Annotated in this window: 14 protein-coding genes; 4 read left to right on the forward strand and 10 right to left on the reverse strand. The window is 69.4% G+C overall.

Translation table 11 applies throughout. From position 1 onward, the window contains the following. Positions 1–3: 3 nt before the first annotated feature. Positions 4–1,368 (reverse strand): MFS transporter, encoded by a 1,365-nt coding sequence (locus tag ACULK2_RS11630; RefSeq protein WP_445967398.1) that lies wholly within the window; start codon positions 1,366–1,368, stop codon positions 4–6. Positions 1,369–1,508: 140 nt separating this feature from the next. Between ACULK2_RS11630 and ACULK2_RS11635 the strand changes: the two genes are divergently transcribed. Beyond that, entirely contained in the window at positions 1,509–2,504 is a 996-nt protein-coding gene (locus ACULK2_RS11635) for a LacI family DNA-binding transcriptional regulator (protein WP_445967399.1), read from the forward strand. 458 nt (positions 2,505–2,962) lie between these two features. Here ACULK2_RS11635 and rhaS read toward each other — a convergent pair whose 3' ends face one another. The 4 genes from rhaS to ACULK2_RS11655 are packed head-to-tail and all read right to left on the reverse strand — an operon-like array spanning position 2,963 to position 7,704. Continuing rightward, positions 2,963–4,000 (reverse strand): rhamnose ABC transporter substrate-binding protein, encoded by a 1,038-nt coding sequence (gene rhaS, locus ACULK2_RS11640; protein WP_445967400.1) that lies wholly within the window; start codon positions 3,998–4,000, stop codon positions 2,963–2,965. Between the two features lie 58 nt (positions 4,001–4,058). Next, complete coding sequence (locus ACULK2_RS11645) at positions 4,059–5,138, reverse strand: ABC transporter permease (protein ID WP_445967401.1); 1,080 nt, start codon at positions 5,136–5,138, stop codon at positions 4,059–4,061. Continuing rightward, positions 5,135–6,184: an ABC transporter permease gene (locus ACULK2_RS11650; protein ID WP_445967402.1), complete on the reverse strand. Its 1,050-nt coding sequence runs from the start codon at positions 6,182–6,184 to the stop codon at positions 5,135–5,137. The genes ACULK2_RS11645 and ACULK2_RS11650 overlap by 4 nt, the downstream gene beginning before the upstream one ends. After that, entirely contained in the window at positions 6,181–7,704 is a 1,524-nt protein-coding gene (locus ACULK2_RS11655) for a sugar ABC transporter ATP-binding protein (RefSeq protein WP_445967593.1), read from the reverse strand. The genes ACULK2_RS11650 and ACULK2_RS11655 overlap by 4 nt, the downstream gene beginning before the upstream one ends. A 136-nt stretch (positions 7,705–7,840) precedes the next feature. On the opposite strand from ACULK2_RS11655, the gene ACULK2_RS11660 reads away from it, so the two are divergent. After that, entirely contained in the window at positions 7,841–8,860 is a 1,020-nt protein-coding gene (locus ACULK2_RS11660) for a LacI family DNA-binding transcriptional regulator (protein ID WP_445967403.1), read from the forward strand. Positions 8,861–8,891: 31 nt separating this feature from the next. On the opposite strand, the gene ACULK2_RS11665 is transcribed toward ACULK2_RS11660, so the two are convergent. Further along, positions 8,892–10,199, reverse strand: a complete 1,308-nt coding sequence (locus ACULK2_RS11665; protein WP_501044923.1) for an MFS transporter — start codon at positions 10,197–10,199, stop codon at positions 8,892–8,894. Between the two features lie 70 nt (positions 10,200–10,269). Here ACULK2_RS11665 and ACULK2_RS11670 point away from each other — a divergent pair, with 70 nt between their 5' ends. Both ACULK2_RS11670 and ACULK2_RS11675 read left to right on the forward strand, forming a co-directional pair. After that, positions 10,270–10,905, forward strand: a complete 636-nt coding sequence (locus ACULK2_RS11670; RefSeq protein ID WP_445967405.1) for a TetR/AcrR family transcriptional regulator — start codon at positions 10,270–10,272, stop codon at positions 10,903–10,905. Positions 10,906–11,076: 171 nt separating this feature from the next. After that, positions 11,077–14,226 (forward strand): glycosyl hydrolase, encoded by a 3,150-nt coding sequence (locus tag ACULK2_RS11675; protein WP_445967406.1) that lies wholly within the window; start codon positions 11,077–11,079, stop codon positions 14,224–14,226. 274 nt (positions 14,227–14,500) lie between these two features. Here ACULK2_RS11675 and ACULK2_RS11680 read toward each other — a convergent pair whose 3' ends face one another. Genes ACULK2_RS11680 through uxaC form a run of 4 tightly spaced genes read right to left on the reverse strand, consistent with a single transcriptional unit; the run spans position 14,501 to position 19,174 of the window. After that, positions 14,501–15,079, reverse strand: a complete 579-nt coding sequence (locus ACULK2_RS11680; RefSeq protein WP_445967407.1) for a gluconokinase — start codon at positions 15,077–15,079, stop codon at positions 14,501–14,503. Further along, positions 15,076–16,314, reverse strand: coding sequence for a D-mannonate dehydratase ManD (gene manD, locus ACULK2_RS11685; protein ID WP_445967408.1), 1,239 nt, complete (start codon positions 16,312–16,314; stop codon positions 15,076–15,078). The genes ACULK2_RS11680 and manD overlap by 4 nt, the downstream gene beginning before the upstream one ends. Positions 16,315–16,349: 35 nt before the next feature. After that, positions 16,350–17,786 (reverse strand): mannitol dehydrogenase family protein, encoded by a 1,437-nt coding sequence (locus ACULK2_RS11690; protein ID WP_445967409.1) that lies wholly within the window; start codon positions 17,784–17,786, stop codon positions 16,350–16,352. Continuing rightward, the gene (uxaC, locus tag ACULK2_RS11695; protein WP_445967594.1) at positions 17,783–19,174 is read right to left on the reverse strand and encodes a glucuronate isomerase; all 1,392 of its coding nucleotides are present in this window, start codon (positions 19,172–19,174) and stop codon (positions 17,783–17,785) included. Before uxaC ends, ACULK2_RS11690 begins: the two co-directional genes overlap by 4 nt. Position 19,175 lies beyond the last annotated feature (1 nt).

A 19,175-nucleotide genomic window follows, 5' to 3' on the forward strand; every position in this document is an offset into this window, starting at 1 on the left:
GGCTCAGCGCACCGAGCGGATGCGGAGGATGACGAGACCGCCGAGCAGCACGAGCACCGCCGCGACGACGAACAGCAGCGTGTAGTTCTTCGCGTCACCGGTCACACCGACCAGGAGGATCGACGAGGCGATCAGCGGCGCGGCCGACTGCGGGATCGAGGTCGCGAAGCCGGTGATGCCCATGAAGCGGCCGGCATCGGTCGCCTTCTCGGGCAGCACGTCGAGCAGCAGCGCCTGGTCGACGGCCGAGAACATACCGATGCCCGCGGAGACGATGAGCGAGCCCGTGATGAGCAGCGGCAGGCCCGTCGAGAAGGCCATGACGAGCATGCCGGCGGCCATGAGCGCCCCGCCTGTGACGACGAACACCTTGCGACGGCGGAACCGATCGGAGAGGAACCCGCCGCCGAGCGCGCCCGCGGTCACCGCGAGCACGCCGACGCCGCCGAGGGTCGCGATGACGCCGGCGACCTCGGTCACCTCGACGCCGAGCCGGCTGGCGAAGAAGAACGCGGTGAACGTCGTGTTGAGGGTGAGGCCGAAGTAGAACAGGAAGCGGCCGAGCCAGTTCCAGGAGAAGTCGGGGTACTGCTTCGGGTTGTAGACGTACTTGCGGAGGAGCCCGCCGAGCGTCAGGGCGTCCTTCGGCAGCGTGCGGCTGTCGTCCTCGTGGACGAGCACGACGAAGAGGGTCACGAGCACGACGCCGACGGCGCCGGGGATGAGGAAGAGGAGCAGCGCGTTCCCGGTCACGCCGAACGTGAGGATGACGCCGAAGACGGGCGCGACCTGCGTCGCGAAGCCCGTGAGGCCGGCGACCTTGCCGCGCTGCTCCTCGGGCAGCCGGTCTGCGGTGGAGTTCTGCAGGTTGCCGAGGACGGTGCCCCAGCCCCACTGCGCAAGCACCCAGCCCAGGCCGAGCACCAACACGTTCGGGGCGAGTGCCATGACCACCAGCGAGACCACCCCGAGGACCATGCCGCCGATCATGAACGGGCGGCGGCGGCCGAGTCGGGTGCGGGTCCGGTCGCTCCACACGCCCATGAAGGGCGCGGTGAGCATGACGAAGAGCGCACCGGCACCGGTGATGTACCCGAGCACCTCCTCCCGGCCCGGGGCGAGTTCGTTCACGCGGATCGACAGCGAGATGGCGAGCGGGGTGATGAAGGCCATGAAGACGCCGAACTGCGCCAGGACCATGAACCAGATGTAGCGGGCGTTCACCTTGGGGAGGTCGCCGGCGGCGTCGTGGCGCTGCTCGGACCCGACCTGCTCGGCGAGCACCTCTGGGTCGACGGTCGCGGTGGGGATGGGAGCGGCGTTCGGCGTGACGAGGGGCTCGTCGTCGCGGTGCTGCTGCGTGTTCATTCGGACTCCGTTGTCGTGGGTGAGGCTACGGCATCCGCTTCGCTCGCCCCGATGGCCATTTACTAGCGCGTGCTAGCGGACGCCCCGAATGCTACACTGCGTTGCTAGCGCGCGCAAGCGATCATGCGAGGGAGGCACGGATGCCGCAGGCGACCGGAACACGGCGGGTGACGGCGGCCGACATCGCCCGCTCCCTCGGCATCTCGCGCGCGACCGTCGGATTCGTACTCAACGACACCCCGGGCCAGACGATCTCCGAGGCCACGCGAAATCGCGTGCTGGACGAGGCGAAACGCCTCGGCTACCGTCCGCACACCGCGGCACGCGCACTGGCGAGCGGCCGCACCCGCATCGTGCTCCTCGTACTGCCCGACTGGCCCCTCGACTTCAACCTGCGCCGCAACATCGAGGAGGCCTCGCTCGCCCTCGACGAAGCCGGCTATGCGCTCATCACCTACACACCCCACCCGACCGGGCAGGCCCGCCCGCTGTGGGAGTCGCTGCAGCCCGACGTGGTGATGGCGATGGCGCCGTGGGCGCCCGGCCAGGTCGAGTCCATCCGCGCCTCGGGCGTCACCCGGATCATCCCCGACCCCGACGCGCCGATCGAGGCCGAGTGGCGCGAGGAGGGCCCGACGCTCCAGGTCCAGCACCTCGCGGCACTCGGGCACCGGCGCATCGCCTTCGCGGGTTCCGCCGACCCGCGGATCGCCGATCTGGTCGCACTCCGTCGCCGACTCACCACCGAGGCCGCGGCGACCCTCGGCGTCGAGCTGGCAGGCACCGCCGACATCGAACTGACGGATGCCTCGGCGCAGGTCATGCTCACAGAGTGGCGGAGCGATGGCATCACCGCGATCGTCGCCTACAACGACGACGTCGCCGCCGCCCTCGTGGGCGCGGCGCACCGCACCGGAATCGCAGTGCCGGGCGACCTCTCGGTGATCGGCCACGACGACACCCCGCTCGCGTCCGTGCTCGAACCGCGCCTCTCGACGATCCGGGTCGACACCGTCGGTCTCGGGCGGTTCCTCGCGCAGCTCGCGCTCAGCGCCGTCGAAGGGCGCCCGGAGCCGACGGTCGGGCCCGACCTTCGGGTCGCGCTCGTGGAACGGGCCTCGACAGGGCCGCGCTGACTCCACCGCCCGGGCACCCAGATCGCGGCAGGAGTGTGTGATGACCACTTGCGGATGGATAGAGAATGGTCCGGTCAGAAATTGCTTCTGACCGGCCCTTGCTTGGTTGCGGAGGCAGGATGTGAACCCACAACCTCTGGGAGCTTCCCGAGGGCTGCTCGGGGGCTCCGAATCTTCGGGGAAATCCGCGGAATCGCTTGGAACATCAAGGAAACCGGGGGGCTTCCGGGCCTCAGGGTATGGGACTAGATCGGGACGTTCCGCGAGCGTTTGTGATGGGTAAGTGATGGCCGATCGCGAGGCCGAGGGGTCGTGCCACACATGCTCACCGTTACGAGGCGGAGCGCGATTCGCGCCGGTGACGCGCCGGTGTCCCTACCGGCGGCAATCATCGAGCGCGGGGCTCCGGGCGGTGTCGCGCCCGGAGCCCCGCGTTCGGTGTTGCGGAGACCGACTCCTTAGAAGTCGAAGTCTCCGATGTTGTCGGCGTCGAATACGTAGGGGTCGCCGAGGAGGACGGTGCCGTCGGCGCCGACCTCGTACGAGCCGAGCTTGCCTGCCTCGAACGCGTCGCCCTCTTCACCGGTGATCTCGCCGGTGATGAGCGCCTGCGCTGCGTAGGCGGCGAGGTAGCCCAGGTCGGCCGGGTTCCACAGCGCAAACGCGGTGACCGTGCCGTCCTCGACGTACTCGCGCATCTGGTTCGGGGTGCCGAGGCCGGTCAGCGCGACCTGGCCCTGGTACTCCGAGGTCGAGAGGTAGCGGGCCGCGGCGGCGATGCCGACCGTGGTGGGCGAGATGATGCCCTTCAGCTCCGGGTAGGTCTGCAGCAGGGCCGCGGTCTTGTCGAACGAGGTCTGGTCGTCGTCGTCGCCGTAGACGACCTCGACGAGCTCGATGTCGGGGTGGCTGGCGGCCAACTCCTCCTCCATCATCTCGATCCACGCGTTCTGGTTCGTCGCGTTCGCCGACGCCGACAGGATCGCGATCTGGCCGGCATCCCCGATCTGCTCCGCGATCAGATCGACCTGGACCTTCGCGATGCCCTCCGCGGTGGCCTGGTTGATGAACAGGTCGCGGCACTCCGGGTTGGTGTCGGAGTCGAACGTGACGATCTTGACGCCGGCGCTGGATGCCTCGTCGAGCGCGTCGCAGATCGCCTCCGGGTCGTTGGCCGAGACGACCAGGGCGCCCACGCCCTGCTGCGCCGCGGTCTGGATGAAGCTGACCTGCGAGGTCGGGGACGCCTCCGAGGGGCCGACCTCGGCGAACTCGCCGCCGAACTCCTCGACCGCCTCCTGCCCGCCCGAGGACGAGGTGTCGAAGTAGGGGTTGCCCAGGTTCTTCGGCAGGAACGTGACCGACAGGTTCGCGTCATCCCCACCGCCGCCGCCGTCCCCTCCGTCCGAGGCGCAGCCCGTCAGGGCCAGGACCGTCGCGGCCGCCGCCGCCGTGATCGCCACGCCGAGACGACGTGAGCGCTGCTTGGTGAACATCGTTGTTTCCTTCCTTGGTGCCGGTGACCGACTGTGTGCGATTCCAGGTGGATCGCGATCAGGACGACGTCGCCGCCAGTTCGCGTTCCTTCTTCTTCCCGATCGCCGAGATCCGCCGACGGCGGAGCCAGGCGAGGAGGCTTGCGGACACCACCGACAGCACGAGCAGCACGCCCGTGATGACGTTGATGATGTCGCTGGTGACCCCGGCGAGCCGGAGTGCGCTGCCGAGCGTGCCGATGAGGAGCACGCCGGCGATGACGCCGTGCAGGGCGCCGCGGCCGCCGAAGATCGACACGCCGCCGAGGAGGACCGCCGCGATGACCTGCAGCTCCATGCCCGTCGCGTTGTCGCCGCGAGCGTTGTTGTAGAGCAGCGTGAAGTAGACGCCGGCGAAGCCGGAGACCGCGCCGCTCATCACGAAGAGCAGGAACTTGGTGCGGCCGACGTCGACGCCCGAGAACGCCGCGGCCTCTTTGTTCAGGCCGATCGCGTAGAGCGAGCGCCCGAACGGCGTGAAGTGCAGCAGGATCGCGAACCCGATCGCCAGCACGACGAACGGGATCATGATGCCCGGGATCGGCGTGCCGGGGATGTTGTCACGGGCGAGGTCGGACCAGAACTCGGGGAACTCGGTCACGGCGGTCGTGCCGAGCAGGCCCACGGCGATGCCGCGGAACAGCGCGAGCGTGCCGATGGTGACGGCGAGCGAGGGCAGGCCGACGACGGTGACGAGGAACCCGTTGATCACGCCGGCGACCGTGCCGACGAGGATCGCCGCGATGGCGGCGACGGGGAACGGCAGGCCGGCCTGCGTCAGGATGCCGGTCATCACGCTCGAGAGGCCCACGATCGAGGCGACCGACAGGTCGATCTCCTCGGTGATGATGATGAGCGTCATGGGCAGCGCGATGAGCAGGATCGGCGCGATGTCGCGCAGCAGGTAGGTGACGGTGAGCGGGCTGTCGAAGTTCGGCACGACCGCGAGCGCGACCGCGATGACGATGATCAGCAGGCCGATCACCGCGGATTCGCGGGTGAGCAGCACACGTCGCCAGAGCGGGTTCGAGTACGTCTGGTATGTGCGGGCGGTGCGGGTCTCCGGCGTCGGCGCCGACGCGGGGGCGGTGGCGGTCATCGGCCTTCCTCCCTGATCTCGAGCAGCTTGCGGGATTGTCGGAGCGCGAGCACCCGGTCGAGCACGATCGCGCCGATGATGAGCGCGCCGACGACGGCGCGCTGCCAGAAGTCCTGGATGCCGAGGATCGGCAGTGCCCGGTTGATGGTGAGCAGCAGGTACGCGCCGATGGCGGCGCCCCAGACGCTGCCGACACCGCCGGAGATCGCGACGCCGCCGATGACGGCCGCGCCGATCGCCTGCAGCTCCCACCCGGTGCCGGCCTGCGAGCTGACCGTGCCGTACCGGGCGGCGTAGAGCACCCCCGCGAGTCCGGAGAGCGCGCCGCTCAGCAGGAACGCGGTGAGGATGCGGCGCGTCACGCGGAGTCCGTACAGGTGCGCGGCATCCGGGTCGGAACCGATCGCGTAGAACTCGCGGCCGCTGCGGAGGTTGCGGAGCACCCACGCGGCGATCACGAGCACCACGACGGCGATGATCGTGAGGATCGGGATATACAGGATCTGCCCGGTACCGAGCCCGCGGAACGCGGCGGGCAGGTCGGACGCGTTGATCCGGTCGCTGCCCGTCCAGGCGACGTTGATGCCGCGGTAGACGTAGAGCGTGCCGAGCGTGATCACGAGCGCGGGCACCTTCGCGAACGCGACGAGCGCGCCGTTGATCAGGCCGAGCACAGCGCCGAGGGCGATGCCCGCGATGAAGACCGCGATGATCGGGATGCCCGGGATGTCGATGAACAGCCGCCCGGTGAGGTACGCCGTGAGGCCGAGCACGGAGCCGACCGAGAGGTCGACGTTGCGCGTGATGATCACGACCGCCTGGCCGACGGCGACGAGCAGCAGCAGCGACGGCGTCAGCAGCAGGTCGCGGAACCCGTCGCTGGAGAAGAGGAAGTTCGGGTTGACGATCGTCGCGACGACGATCACCGCCAGCAGTGCGATGACGATGCCGGTCTCGCGCGCCTTGAACAGGTGCGCGACGACGCGCGTGGCCGGCGACGACGCGGGCTGGGCCGGCTTGGCGGGCGGGGCTGCGGTGGCGCTCACTTCGCCTCCTCCTTGTCGGCGGTCGCCGCGAACATCACAGCTTCGGGGGTCGCTTCGGAGCGGGGGAACTCGCCGGTCAGCCAGCCCTCGCGCATCACGAGCACGCGGTCGGCCATGCCCAGCACCTCGGGCAGCTCGGAGCTGATCATGAGGATCGCCATGCCCTGCTGCGCGAGCTCGGAGAGCAGGCGGTGCACCTCGGACTTCGTGCCGACGTCGATGCCGCGGGTCGGCTCGTCGACGATGAGCACCTTGGGCTCGGTCGCGAGCCACTTGCCGAGCACGACCTTCTGCTGGTTGCCGCCCGAGAGCGTGCCGGTCTCGGCGTCGAGCGCCGCGGTCTTCACCTCGAGCCGGCTCGCCCACACCGCGGCCGCCGTGTTCTCGGTGCGGTTGGTGATGAGGCCCGCCGTCGCGAGCGAGTTCCGGATGGCGAGGGTGACGTTGCGCGAGACGCTCTCGTCGAGCACGAGCCCCTGCTTGCGGCGGTCCTCCGGCACGAGCGCGAGACCGCGCGCCATGGCGACGCGCGGGTTGCCCTTCGGGAGCGCTGCACCGTCGAGCGTGACACGGCCCGACTCGTAGGAGTCGACGCCGAAGATCGCCCGCACGACCTCGCTGCGGCCGGCACCGACCAGGCCCGCGAGGCCTACGATCTCGCCCGAGCGCACCGAGAAGCTCACGTCGTGGAACACGCCCGTGCGGGTCAGGCCCTCGACGACCAGGACCTCGTCGCCGATCTCGGCAGGGAGTTTCGGGAAGAGCTCGGCGACATCCCGGCCCACCATCTGGCGGACCAGTTCGTCGACGCTCGTCTCTGCGATCGCCTCGGTCGCGATGTAGCTGCCGTCGCGCATGACCGTGACGGTGTCGCACAGCGCGAACACCTCGTCGAAGCGGTGCGAGATGAACATCAGTGCGCGACCCTCGTCGCGGAGACTCCGCGCGACGGCGAAGAGGCGCTCGACCTCCACCCCCGAGAGGGCTGCGGTCGGCTCGTCCATGATCAGCACCCGGGCGTCGAGCGAGATGGCCTTCGCGATCTCGATGATCTGCTGGTCGGCGATCGAGAGGCCCTCGGTGACGCGGTCGGGATCGATCGAGACGCCGAGTCGCGCGAAGATCTCCTGCGCCTCGGCGCGCATCGCCTTGCGGTCGATACGGCCGAACCGGTTGGTCGGCTGGCGGCCCATGAAGATGTTCTCGGTCACGGACAGGTCGGGGAAGAGCGTCGGCTCCTGGTAGATCACGGCGATGCCGGCCGCCTTCGACTGGGCGGTCGAGTGGAAGTCGACCTCCTCGCCGCGGAGCCGGAACGTGCCCGCGTCGCGCCGGTACAGGCCCGCGATGATCTTGACGAGCGTGGACTTGCCGGCGCCGTTCTCTCCGATCAGCGCATGGATCGATCCCTGCTCCAGGGTGACGGTGCCGGACCGGAGGGCGACGACGGCGCCGAACGACTTCACGACCTTCGACAGCTCGAGCGCCGGGGGCGCGGATGTCGTGGGGGGCTGGGCCACGGTCACGTCCTCCTCCTTGAGGTGAAAACATTATGAATCGATTCAGGCTCGATTCAGGCATACTCTATGGAGGACATCCGCCGCGGTCAAGTCGGCTCGGACGGATGACCTCACGATTCGATTGCGAAGGAACAGGATGGCCGCGGTCAGCATTCGCGACGTCGCTCAGCACGCGGGCGTGTCGGTGGGCACGGTCTCCAACGTCCTCAACCGGCCGGGCGAGGTGTCCGTCGAATCGGTCCGGCGCGTGCAGGAGGCGATCGAGGCGCTCGGCTACGTGCGCAACGACGCCGCCCGGAAGCTGCGTGCGGGCGTCAGCACGACCGTCGGCTTCGTCGTGCTCGACGGGCAGAACCCGTTCTTCGGCGACGTCGTGCGCGGGGCGGAGGACGAGGCGTCCGGCCAGGGCATCGCCATCCTGTACGGCAACACCGACGAGGATCCGAAGCGCGAGCGCATGTACCTCGACCTCTTCGAGGAGCAGCAGGTCCGCGGCGTGCTCATCTCCCCCTACGGCGACATCGATCCCCGGCTCGAGCGTCTCCGCGGGCGCGGCATCCCCGCCGTGCTCGTCGATCGGTTCAGCGGCGACGGGCGGTTCAGCTCCGTCTCGGTCGACAGCGTCAACGGCGGGCGGATGGCCGTCGAGCACCTCATCGCAACGGGTCGGCGCCGCATCGCCTTCGTGGGCGGCCCGTTCGACATCCGGCAGGTCACCGACCGGCTCGCGGGCGCTCGCGCCGCGGCAGAGAACGCCGTCGAGCCGGTCGACCTCGAGGTCGTCGCGACCGATGCGCTCACCGTCGCCGACGGCGCCGCGGCGGGGGCGCGCATCATCGCCCGTCCTCGCGCGGACTGGCCCGACGCGATCTTCGCCGCGAACGATCTCCTGGCCCTCGGGTTGCTGCAGGCGCTCATCGTCGAGGGCGGCCGAATGCTCGTGCCCGACGAGATCGCACTCATCGGATTCGACGACAACGCCTTCGCGGCGGCGGCCGCCGTGCCGTTGTCGTCCATGCGTCAGCCCAGTCGTACGATCGGCCGCACCGCGCTGCGGATCCTTCTCGAGGAGACCGCCGACCCCGAGCTCATCCCCCGCCAGACGGTCTTCCAGCCCGAACTGATCGTGCGCGCGAGCACGCGACCGAAGGCCTGACCATGGCGACCGGACGCGGCACGACGAGGGCTCAGGACGAACGGTCCGCGATCTCCGTCTCCCGCTCGAAGGCATCTCCGCGGGCATGCACCCGGAACACGACGACCGCGACCGCGATGCCCAGAGCTTGGCACGCGGTGAGGATCCAGTAGAACGCGGCGATGTCGGCCTCGAGGAGAATCGGCGTGATCGCGGCGAACGCCGCGGCGGTGAACCGCGCCCCCGCGATGACCGCCCCCTGCGCCGACGATCGCAGCAGGGCCGGGAATGATTCCTGGGTCCAGATCTTCATGATGCCCTCGAAGGCGAAGGCGATCCCGACGCCACCGAGGACCGCGGAGATCGCGTACGTCGACGCGCTCACCCCGAAGACCGCCAGAGTGAGCGGAGCAAGCACGCCCACGCATCCGCCGATCACGAAGACGCGGAACCGCCGCGGGCCGTCCACGACGCGCATGAACACGAGCAGGCCCGCCAACACGATCGGAACGCCGGCGAGGACGATCAGGCTGGCCTGCGAGACGCTCGCGCCGCCGTACGTCGAGAGGACGTAGACCCCGAACTGGCCGTTGGTATTCGCGACGACATTGGTCAACGCGTAGAAGCCGATGAGCGCGGCGAATGGGCGCGCGTACGGCGGGCGGACCAGTTCGACGAGACGCGAGCGCGTCGCCCTGACCGTGGGGACCCCCTCGTCCAGCTCATGCCGCGCCGCGGTCCAGCGTTTCGACTCACCGATCGTCAGTCGCCCGATCAGCACGACGACGGCGGCGATCGCGACGTGGCCGAAGATGATCCGGACCCCCGCAGCGCCGAGCTCGCCGACCGCGCCGGCGATCAGGAAGTTGACCACGATGCCCGCCACCCAGAGCAGGTTCGATACGAGGAGCATGCGGCCCCGTACCCGATCAGGTGCGGCTTCGGCCACCGCGGCGAAGGAGACCGGGAGGTCGGCACCGATCGCCGTTCCGAGAAGCAGCGCCGCGACGGCGAGGACGGGGGGTTGCGGTGGCACCATCAGCACCAGAGCGGATGCCGCGATGATCACCATCGTCGCGACGAACACCGGTCGTCGCCCCACCCGGTCGCCGAGCCGGCCGCCGATCAGTGCGCCCGCGGCAATCCCGAACGCCAGTCCGCCGGCGGCGAGACCGACCTGCCCCGCATCCAATCCGAGCAGCGGGCGGAGGATCGCCAGCGAGACACCGAAGCCGGTGATGGCGGCTGCATCGACATAGGACGCCATGCCGACCGCCACTGCCACGTAGACGGGGGACCGTCGGGTCATCGAGAACTCCGTCGGGGTTTGGACGTCGCCAGTATCGCACGCGTCCGTCATGGGGTGCGGGGCCGGGCTCGGGTACGTTGGGGCAGTGAGCGAGGGAAGGCGCGGGCCCTACCGACCGGGGTTGCAGCGGCGCGAGCGGATCATCGACGCCGCCGCGGCGCGCTTCGCCGTGGCCGGCTTCTCCCGGACGTCGCTGGCCGACATCGCACGAGACGCCGGCGTGACCGCTCCGGCCATCAAGCACTACTTCGCTTCGAAGGACGAACTGCTGATCGCTCTGGCCGAGCGACGATTCGAGAGCGCCCGCCGCACGGCGCAGGAATCACCCACCGACGAAGACGGCACCGGCACCCTGAGGCTCATGCTGCAACAGACGCAGATCCGCGCGGCCCAGCCCGAGCTCATCGAGGTGTTCGTACAGGTCGCCGGCCTCGCCGCCGACCCGTCGAGCCCGGCCCACGAACTGTACTCGGCGCGGTACGAGCGAGTCGTCGCCGACCTCGTCACGCGGTTCCATCTGTCGGTCGAGCGCGGACTGCTCCGGGCCGATGTCGACTATCGAGCGATCGCCCGCGACCTCATCGCAGTATCCGACGGGCTGCAACTGCAGTGGGTCCTGCGCCGTGGCGATCTCGACATGGTCGGGGTGATGCAAGCGCACCTCGAGCGGATCGCGCCTGGGATCCTTCCGTCGGGCGAACACGTCGACCTCACACCGCCGAACTCGCCCCAGCCTCCCGCGGTCGAAATTCTTTGATCGTAAATTTTCATTGACGAGCCTGGGGCTCGACTCATAGACTCGACGTCGATCGATGAATCGATTCAGGTCCGTTCACCGTACCGACGCCGCTGCGGATGCTTCGGCGTCGGCGCGCGCCCGCTCGGGCGGCCCGCACCATCCCGCACTCGCGTTCCACTTGGAGGAACTGTGTCTCGACGACGCGACCCAGCACGCATCACATCCGCCCGGCCACTGGCCGCATCCTCACTCCGGCGACTTTCCGCACCGGCCGGCCGAGCGCTCGGATCGCTCGCCGCCGCCTCGCTCACCGCAGGCCTGCTCATCAGCGCCCCGTCCATCGCCGGCGCGACCACCGCGGACGCCGCCGGGAAGGACTGGAGCTTCAACCCGGTGACCGCGCTCACGGCGGAGACCTTCGCCGCACCTCCCTCGAACGACCTCCCGTGGGTCCGCGTCAACATGCCCGCGACGGCCGACCCCGCCCTCCTGCAGCAACTGCTCGAGGATGCGAAGAAGGCGAACATCGGGGGCGTCGAGCTCGGCCAGGGCGCCTACCCGAACGACGAGCAGCTCGTCGCCATCCTCGAGAAGGCGAACGAACTGGGCCTCAAGGTCAGCCTCAGCCACGGCCCGACCCAGAACCCGACGGGCTACTCGATCGACGACGACCACGCGCGCAAGACGCTGATCATCAGCCGCGCGGCGGTCGCCGCAGGCGCGACCTACACCGGCGCGCTGCCCGCGCCCGCGGCATCCCCCAACCGGACGACCGTCGTCGCTGTGGTCGCATACCGGTGCACGGATGCCTGCGGCCCCTCGGGCCAGGTCGAACTCGACCCGGACTCGGCGATCGACCTGACGAACGAGCTCACGGGCACGAACGCCGACGGCGTCGAGGGCGGAACGACCATCGGGACTCTCGAGTGGACCGCACCAGACGACGGCGACTGGCAGCTCGTCACGTTCTGGACGAGGGGCGTGTTCAACCAGCCCGACCCGTTCTCGGCCGAGGGACACGAGCAGCTCATCGCGAGCATGGAGGCCGCCTGGACGCCCGAGATCGTCGACCTGATGAAGGAGAACGGCGGCGACCTCTTCTACGACTCGCACTCGAGCGACCGCGGTTCGCCTGACGAGCTGTGGACGAACGACATGGCCGCGGAGTTCGAGGAGCGCGCCGGCTACGACCTGATCCCGAACCTGGCAGGTCTCTTCCCGGCCGTGTTCAGCTTCGACGACGGCACGGCGCCGCGGGTCTTCAACGACCTCGTCGAGGTCCGCACCGACCTCTGGCTCGAGAACCACATCCGCCCGCTGCAGGATTGGATCCGGGAGTACGGTTGGGTCCTCCGCGTTCAGCCCCAGGGCGAGCGCAACGCGACCGTGCCGATCTACGACCAGGCCGCAGTCGCTGCCGAGCTCGACCGAGCCGAGCACGAATCGCTCTTCACGGTCGACGAGGTCGACAGCTACCTGACGATCGCCTCGGCGAACCACCTCACGGGCAACACCTGGTACTCCACCGAGTGCTGCGCCGTGTCCCAGGGGGCGAACTCCGAGAGCCTCGGAGATGTCCAGGTCCGCATGAACAAGAGCTTCGCGGGCGGCATCACGAAGAACGTGTACCACGTCTTCCCGTACGCCGAGAGCTCGACCAGCCGCTGGCCGGGATACCACAACTTCGGTGTGGCCGGCTTCTCGAACGCGTGGGGCGAGCGTCAGCCGAACTGGTTCGCCGACGGCGCGGAGGTGAACCTCGACATGGCGCGCAACCAGCAGGTGCTCACCCAGGGCGACGCCAAGGTGGATGTCGCGGTGTTCCTGCAGAACTACCTCTACAACCAGCCCTCGACGGTCCCGAACGGGTTCAGGATGTGGCGCGACCCGGGCCTGGAGCGCGCCGGCTACACGCGCGACTACCTCAGCCCGCGACTGATGGACCTGCCGAACGTCGAGGTGACCGACGGACGCCTCGCCACGGACGGACCATCGTACGGTGCGCTCATCATAGACAGCACGCTCGAGCCGGCGACGTTCCCGGAGAAGACCTCGATGCCGCTCGACGCCGCCGAGCGCATCCTCGGCTTCGCACAGGACGGCCTGCCCGTGATCGTGGTCGGCACCCCGCCGAACAAGACCACCGGCAACACGCCGGAGGACGACGCGGCACTGCAGGACGTGATCGCCGAACTGCTCGCGCTCCCGAACGTGCACGAGGTCGAGGACGAGGCCGCCGTGCCCGGAAAGCTCGCCGAGATCGGCGTCCAGCCGGCCGTCGACCCCAGCGAGGAGAGCGGGCTGCTCAGCGTCCGCCGAGTGGACGAGGCGACCGGCACCGACTACTTCTTCCTGTACAACCAAGGGATGGTCGGTGCTCCGTCGGGCAGCCCGGCGGGCTACCTGTACAACTTCGAGCCCGGCTGGGCCTGCGTCACCCCCGGTGTCACGACCGCGTGCGTGGACCAGGGCGAGCCCGTCTCGATGGAGGTGGCGCTCGAGGGTGACGGGTACCCGTTCCTGATGGATGCATCGAGTGGCGAGATCACGCCGATCGCCCAGTACCGCGTCGAGGGCGACCACGTCATCGTCCCGCTCGCGCTCGGCATCGACGAGGACACGATCATCGCCCTCGCCGACGATCCCGCTCGATTCGGTGCAACGGCGCCGCAGGTGCATGTCACCTCGACCGAGGCGAACGGCGGCGCAGTCGTGAACTCCGACGGCCGGGTGGTCGTGCGCGCCGATGAGCAGGGGAAGTACTCCACGACCCTCAGCGACGGCCGCACGGTCAGCACGCCGATCGGCAAGGTGGCCCCTTCGGTCGACCTCTCCACGGCGACGTGGCAGCTCGAGGTCGAGGACTGGAATCCGGTGAACGACTACGCGACGACGTTCGGCCCCGCGGCCACCGAGACCGACAAGTCGGTCGTCTCCGTCGAACTCGACGAGTTGACGCCGTGGCGCGAGATCCCCGGCCTGGAGAATGCTTCCGGCATCGGGACCTACTCGACCACGTTCGACCTGCCGAAGTGGGGCAAGACGGATGGCGCCGCCCTCGACCTCGGACGCGTGTTCGACACGTACGCGCTGACGGTCAACGGCGAATCGGTGCCCGTCGATCAGCTCGACACGCGAGTCGACGTGAGCGAGTACCTCGTGAAGGGCGAGAACACGATCGAGGTGCGCGTGGCCTCGACGCTGATCAACCGCCTGCGCAGCCTCGACAGCGCGGCTGCCGCACGCACCGCCTACAACTACGGACTCCTCGGACCGGTGACGCTCGACACGTTCGCCGAGAAGGAGATCCCGGTGCCCCAGGCGGGAGGCCAGAACTGACACGAGCGGCGTAGTCTCCGCACGAATCGAGGCGGGGAGTCCGAACGGGCTCCCCGCCTCAGCGGTTCACAGCGGTCAAGCCATGTCGCCGAGGAAGAGCCAGTGCGTCACCGCGAAAGGCATAGACGGTTGGGATGACTCCACACATGACGAGGTCCCGGTCAGAAGGAATATCAAAGGAGCCCGGTGGCTTCCGACCTTCAGGCTATTGGACCGGGTGGGAATGTTTCCCGATCGTTTCCGGTGGGTACGTGATGGCCGGTCGGGACGACGATCACGGTCTCGCGTCTGGACGCATCCACTCCACGGTCCTTGCGACCGCATCGGCGAGAGGGACGTCGAGCGGCACGACGATACCGCACTCGTCGTCGGCGAGGGGTTCCAGGGTGGCGAGTTGGGAGGCGAGCATCGAGGGCGGCATGAAGTGACCGGTCCGGCGGCCGATACGATCGGCGAGTTCGGCCTCGCTGCCGTGCACGTGCACGAAGGCGAGATCGCTTCCGCCGTCGCGGCGGAGGACGTCACGGTAGGCACGGCGCAGTGCCGAGCAGGAGACGACCACCCGACGTCCCGCCGCATGCTCCGCACGGATCCGAGCCGCGACGCGGCCGAGCCACGGCCATCGGTCGGCATCGGTCAGGGGGATGCCGGCCGCCATCTGCTCCTTCGCCCGAGTCGAGTGCAGGTCGTCGGCCTCGACGAACGCCGCGCCGAGACGCTCGGCGACGGCCGCGGCGAGGCTCGACTTCCCGGCCCCCGCCACGCCCATCACGACGACCGCGGCATCCGGCTCGACCGTGTCGGCGACGATGGATCCCTCGCGCGACCCTCCCGCCTCGACCACGCCGCTCACCAGTCGTGCACCGTGCCGTCGAGGAGACGGTTGTAGGGCAGGTAGGCCTGCTCATACGGGTACTTCCCTGCCTCGTCGACGTTCAACTCGACGCCCAGGCCCGGCTGGTCACCCGGGTGCAGGTAGCCGTCGGTCCAGGTGAAGGACTGCTCGAACACCCGGTCGGTCCTGGCGCCGTGCTTCATGTACTCCTGGATCCCGAAGTTGTGGATCGACAGGCCGAGGTGCATCGCGGCGGCCATGCCGACCGGGCTGATGTCGGTCGGGCCGTGCATGCCGGATTTGATCTGGTACATGGCCGCGTAGTCGAGTGTCTTCTTCAGCGGGCTGATGCCGCCCATGTGGGTGACTGCGCCGCGGACGTAGTCGATGAGCTGGTCGCGGATGATGTCCTTGAAGTCCCACACCGTGTTGAAGATCTCGCCGATCGCGAGCGGAGTCGTGGTGTGCTGGCGCACCAGGCGCAGCGCCTCCTGGTTCTCCGCGGGGGTGCAGTCCTCGAGCCAGAACAGGTCGTACGGTTCGAGGTCCTTGCCGAGCCTGGCGGCCTGGATCGGCGTCATCCGGTGGTGGCCGTCGTGCAGCAGGGGGATGTCGGGACCGAACTCGTTTCGGACCGCCTCGAACACGCCGGGCAGGTGGTTCAGGTAGGCCCGGGTGTCCCAGTCCTCCTCGACCGGCTTCGCACCGCGGCGGGCGGGCTCGTGGTCGTAGCGGACGGTGGCGTCGCCGACATCCGCCCCCTGCGCGGCGATGCCGTAGATCGCCTTCAGGGTCGGCACGCCGGTCTGCACGCGAATCGCCTTGTAGCCCTGCTCCTGGTGCGCTCGGATCGAGTCGAACAGCTCCGGCAGTTCCTTGCCCGACGCGTGCCCGTACGCCATCAGCCCGTTGCGGCTCGCGCCGCCGAGCAGCTGGTACACCGGCATCCCGGCGGCCTTGCCCTTGATGTCCCAGAGCGCCATGTCGACCGAGGCGATCGAGGCCATGGTGACCGGGCCGCGACGCCAGTACGCCGACCGGTAGAGGAACTGCCACGTGTCCTCGATCCGCGACGCGTCGGCGCCGATCAGCAGCGGCACGACGTGTTCGGTCAGGTACGCGACGACCGCGAGCTCGCGCCCGTTCAGGGTCGCGTCGCCGAGGCCGGTGAGGCCGTCGTCGGTCGTCAGCTTCAGGGTGACGAAGTTGCGATCGGGGCTGGTGACGATGACCTCGGCCTTGTCGATGATCATGGGCGTTGGATTCCTTCGGTCGGTGCGGTCGTGGTTCAGGCGAGGGATGTCTCGAGGCGCGCGAGGGCGGTCGTGACGCGGGCGACGAAGCCGACGTCGGCGGTCAGCGCCGGCTCGAGCGCGTTCAGGAGCCCGGTCGTAGTCTCGGCTCCGATCCGGTCGGCGCCGTGGGATCGGATGCCCTCCGGCTTGGGCACGACTCCGGCGCCGACACCGATCATCCACGCGGTGATCGCCGCCGCACATCCACCCGCGCTCCGACCTGCGGCGAGTTCGGCGAGCGCGACGGGGACGATCCGGAGCCGCATCTTGGTTGTGGAGTCGAGTGCGATCTGGGAGAGCCGGTGCTCGATCCGCGGGTTGCGGAATCGCTCGAGCAGCGCGGCTCGGTACTCGGCCAGATCGAACGCGGGAAGCTGTCGGGCGTCGTCGTCCCAGAGCGCCTCGACGACCTCGCGGCAGACGGGGTCCTCGATGGCGGTGCTCACGACTGCGTGGCCGCGCACCTGACCGAATGCGGCGAGCAGGGTGTGCGCGCCGTTGAGCATCCACAGCTTGCGGTTCTCCCACGGTTCGAGGTCGTCGACGAAGCGGGCCCCGGCCGATTCCCAGTCGGGTCGGCCCGCGGGGAAGTCGCCGGAGAGCACCCAGTCGGAGAACGGTTCGGTCACGACGGGCGCCGCGTCGAGCCATCCGGTCTCGTGCGCGACGACCGCGGACTCGGCTTCCGAGTCGATGGCCGGGGTGATGCGGTCGACCGAGGTCGACACGACCGAGACCGAGTGCTCGAGCCATCCGGCGAGCTCCGGCGACACCCGCTCGGCGAGATCGGCCAACGCGCGCTCGAGGATTCCGCCGTTGTCGGGCAGATTGTCGCACGACACCAGGGCGATCGGGCCGGCCTCGGCCCGGCGGCGTGCATCGAGCGCGAGCAGGATGCGGCCGAGCGCGGTCGCCGGGCGGGCATCATCCGCTCGGCCCGCCAGGTCACCGCTGCCCGACGCCACGCCACCGCCGATCACGGTGCGCAACAGAGTGAGGTCGGATGCCACGGCCGGGTCGTCGAAGTCCGGAGTGCGGTCTGCGGCGAGCCGATATCCCGCTTCGGTGATCGTGAGGGTCAGGATCGCGACGTCCGGGTCGGCGACCGCCTCCACGAAGGCGGTCACGGCGTCGCCCGCCTCGACTCGGACGATGCTCGGCACGATCTCGAATCGGTCGCCGGCGGCGCCTCGCTCGACGAGCGTGTACAGCCCGTCCTGCGGCGTCAGCCGGTCGACGAGGTCGCGGCTGCGTCCGGTGAACGCGACGATGCCCCACTGGTCGGCATCAGATGCGCGGGCGGTGTACCAAGCCTGGTGTGCACGCTGGAAGGAGCCGAGGCCGAGGTGCACGATGCGCGCAGGCGGGGTCGTCACGCCCGTGCCCTCGCGGGACAGGCGAGGCAGGGCGGTCGCGGTTGACTGCGTCACAGCTTGAACACCTTCCTCGGGATGGCGTCGACGAGGTCGTCGATGATGCGCTCCGCGGCGTCGACGCGAATCCGACCCTCGACGATCAGACGGGCCAGGAATCCGGCCTCGACACGGCGAGCGGTGTCATGCCGTGCCGGGATCGACAGGAACGCACGCGTGTCGTCGATGAACCCGCTCGAGCGGGAGAAGCCCGCGGTCTCGGTGATCGCGGCACGGTGGCGTGCGATCGCATCGGGCGCGTCGAGGAACCACCACGGCGCGCCGATGAACACGCTCGGGTAGAACCCGGCGAGCGGAGCGAGCTCGCGCGAGTACGTCGTCTCGTCGACCGCGAACAGCACGAGGTGGAAGTCACGCTCGAGTCCGTAGCGCTCCAGCAGCGGTCGGATGCCTCGGGTGAACTCGGTCGCGACCGGGATGTCGTGCCCGGTGTCCGGACCGAACCCGGCGAACGTCGCCGACGAGTGGTTGCGGTGCACGCCCGGGTGAATCGTCATCACGAGGCCGTCGTCGACGCTCATTCGCGCCATCTGCACGAGCATGTGCGCCCGGAACGCCCGGCGCCCGGCGTCGTTCGCCGTTCCCGCGACGACCGCTTGGAACAGGCGTTCGCCCTCACCCGGGTCGAGATCGAGGGTCAGCATCTCCTCGACGCCGTGGTCGGCCGAGACTGCACCGTGACGGATGAAGTGCGCCCGCCGGTCCTCGAGTGCGCCGAGGTAGCCCGCGAAGTCGCCCGCGCGGCCGGTCGCGCCGAGCAGCCGCTCGACGTTGTCGGCGAAGCCGGCGGCATCCGGGTCCAGATACCGGTCGGGTCGGAAGGTCGGCAGCACCCGACCCGGTAGATCGGATGCCGCAAGCGCCGCATGCGCCGACAGGTCGTCGAGCGGGTCGTCGGTCGTGGCGAGGACCTCGATGCCGAACCGGGCGAACAGTGCGCGCGGCCGGAATTCGGGCCGTGCGAGCGCGGCCGAGATCTCGTCGAAGATGCGGTCGGCGGTGTCGGGCCCGAGCGGGGCCGTGATGCCGAAGACGCCGTCGAGCTCCTCCTCGATCCAGTACCCGGAGGCGGTGCCTGCGAACACGTGCCAGTGCGCGGCGAGCGTGCGCCACACGGTGCGCCCGTCGCGACCGGCGGCGGGGTCGACGATGAGGTCGCCGAGGTCGACGCCCGACGCATGCAGCAGCCGTGTCACGTAGTGGTCGCCCGTCAGGAGCAGCGCCACCGGGTCGGAGGACGCGGCATCCTGCAGCAGCAGCTCGGGCGGAACGTGACCGTGCGGCGAGATGATCGGGGCGGTGGCCACTCGTTCGTACAGGTCGAGCGCGATCGACCGGGTCGTCGGGTCGGCCGGCAGCAGTCGGGCGGCGTCGCGGTGGTGCATC

The sequence above is a fragment of the Agromyces molybdatiresistens genome (genome assembly GCF_052748445.2).